The organism is Mesorhizobium sp. M7D.F.Ca.US.004.03.1.1 (assembly GCF_003998635.1).
In the GTDB taxonomy this organism is placed as follows: Bacteria; Pseudomonadota; Alphaproteobacteria; order Rhizobiales; family Rhizobiaceae; genus Mesorhizobium; species Mesorhizobium loti.
This window is the reverse complement of sequence record NZ_RZQG01000773.1, coordinates 1-2,861: the sequence shown is the minus strand read 5'-3', so window position 1 is coordinate 2,861 and position 2,861 is coordinate 1. Positions and strand designations below refer to the sequence as shown.

1 protein-coding gene is annotated in these 2,861 nt (G+C 61.4%); it reads left to right on the top strand.

Annotation, left to right across the window (positions count from 1 at the left end; all coding sequences use genetic code 11):
- Window positions 1-752: 752 nt before the first annotated feature.
- Window positions 753-2,861 (top strand): ribonuclease E/G (locus EN935_RS29580; protein ID WP_164771430.1); only part of this gene is annotated, 2,109 nt, incomplete at its 3' end.

Here is a 2,861-nt window from a genome sequence, read left to right as displayed (position 1 = left end):
AGGCAGAACAGATCGCCAGCAGCAGCAAGAGGCGGAAGGCGCAGAGAATCCGGCCGCCAACACGACATCCCTTGTCTGTGAAGTCTGCCAGTCCCATCTCTCTTCCAGTCGCTCCCGGTTTGGCGCCAGGCGCCCGGTCGTTTCGTCGAAATGCCGGTTAGGCCGCGAACTCGATTAACGATTGGTATCCAGAGAAGGTTAACCAAGCCTTTTCATGCAAGGATCGTAACCCAGACTTACGTTACGGAACTGCTTTTTGCCGGCATCGGAAATCGGGGTTGCCTTCCACCCCGCCAAATCATAAAAGCGATGGTGGATCACTGCAATCCTGGAACCGCCCTCCTCCGCAGCTTCCTGCTACAGGGTCAGATGAAAAAGGCGGCTCCTTTCGCTTCACGCGAAAAGGGTTCAGGTGATCGCGACGAATTTCGCAGGTGTGCGCCCGTGGCGGGGGAATCGCCTGCGTGAGGAAAACGGCCGGGTTTGTTCCCGCGCCGGCTCTGTATGAGCAAACAAGCTGGTCCGGTTCGTCCGGGCTTTGGTTCAAAAGGTTCTGCTGGTGACGATGGCTTCAAGCGCAATCATGGAAAGGTCCGCATCAAACCGCGCCATTGTGGCTGCGGGCGGCACCGCCATGGCGCTCAAGCGACGGCCGGCGGACGTTAAGATATCCGGCACCCACACTCCAGACACGCAGCAGCAGGCATTGCCTCGCAAGCTGCGGCTGACGGCTGCCGGGGGGAAACGAAATAATGCCCAACAAAATGCTGATAGACGCCTCCCACCCGGAGGAAACACGCGTTGTCGTCGTTCGCGGTAACCGTATTGAAGAATTCGACTTTGAATCCCAGGACAAGAAGCAGCTCAAAGGAAACATCTACCTAGCCCGCGTAACGCGCGTAGAGCCCTCCCTTCAGGCAGCCTTTGTCGAATATGGCGGCAACCGTCACGGTTTTCTCGCCTTCAGTGAAATTCACCCTGACTACTACCAGATTCCGGTCGCCGATCGTCAGGCACTGCTGCGCGCCGAAGCGCAGGAGGCCGAGGACGAGGAAAACGAGGACGGCGACGGCGATGATCGCCAGAGCCGCGATCGTGGACGGCGCGGCCGCCGGCGCGGCGGCAAGCCCCGCGACCGCGGTGAGCACAAGCGCGATGCAGCCGATTCCGACGAGGCAAGCGAAGGCAGCGACAATGGCGACGTCGTTGTCGAAGAGATCTCCCACACCTCCGAGATCATCGAACACGCAGCCGATACATCGGAACATTCGGATGCCTCGGGGCATGCCGACGCGTCCGAGCATGAGGAAGCTTCAACTGACCAGGACGAAGCAGAGCCCCGCGAAGGCGGCCCGACATCGATCGCCGCCGCGGTCGAAGGCGATGTGATTTCCGAAGCCGTTCCCCAAGCGGAACAGGGCAGCGAAGCCACGTCAGGCGACAATGATCGCGGCATGCTCGAGGAAGTACAGTCCTCGCATCCGGACGATCACGAGGTCGAATCGGTCGGTGCCGAGGATGCGCTGGAAGAAGTGCGCAATCGCCGCAAGCCGGTGCGCCGCCAGTACAAGATACAGGAAGTGATCAAGCGCCGGCAGATCCTGCTGGTGCAGGTCGTCAAGGAAGAGCGCGGCAACAAGGGCGCGGCCCTCACCACCTATCTGTCGCTTGCCGGCCGCTATTCGGTGCTGATGCCGAACACGGCGCGCGGCGGCGGCATTTCGCGCAAGATCACCAGCGCGGTGGACCGCAAGCGCCTGAAGGAAGTCGTTGCCGATCTCGAAGTGCCGCAAGGCATGGGCGTCATCCTGCGCACCGCCGGCGAGAGCCGCACCAAGGCCGAGATCAAGCGCGACTACGAATATCTGATGCGGCTTTGGGAAAATGTCCGCAATCTCACCTTGCAGTCCACGGCTCCCGCCCTGGTCTATGAGGAAGGCAGCCTGATCAAGCGTTCGGTGCGCGACCTCTACAACAAGGATATCGACGAGATTCTTGTCTCCGGCGAGGAAGGCTATCGCGAGGCCAAGGACTTCATGCGCATGCTGATGCCGAGCCACGCCAAAGTGGTTCAGCCGTTCCGCGACACGACGCCTATCTTCGTGCGCAACGGCATCGAGGCGCAGCTCGACCGCATGCTGCAGCCGCAGGTGACGCTGAAGAGCGGCGGCTACATCATCATCAACCAGACCGAGGCGCTAGTTGCCATCGACGTCAATTCGGGCCGCTCCACCAAGGAGCACTCGATCGAGGACACCGCGCTCCACACCAATCTGGAAGCGGCCGAGGAAGTCGCGCGTCAGCTCAGGCTGCGCGACCTTGCCGGCCTGATCGTCATCGACTTCATCGACATGGAGGAGAACCGCAACAACCGCTCCGTCGAGAAGCGGCTGAAGGATCACCTCAAGAACGATCGTGCGCGCATCCAGGTCGGCCGTATCTCGCATTTCGGCCTGATGGAGATGTCACGCCAGCGCATCCGCGCCAGCGTGCTGGAATCGACCATGAAGCCCTGCCCGCATTGCGGCGGCACCGGCCATGTGCGCTCCGATTCGTCGGTCGCGCTGATGGTGGTGCGGGCGATCGAGGAATTTCTGCTCAAGGATTCGCGCAGCCACATCACGGTGCGGACGCCAGCGGCGACCGCACTCTATGTACTCAACCACAAGCGCGGCACGCTGGTGGAACTCGAAAGCCGCTTTGGGCTGACGATCACCGTCGAGGCCGACGATTCGGTCGGTGCGCAGCACTATGCGATCTTCCGCGGCGCGCTGGCTGAAAAGCCGGAAGGCTTTGTCGAGGCGCGCAGCTTCCCGGCTTATGTCGAGCCGGAAGAGCCCGAGGACGAGATTGTCGTCGTC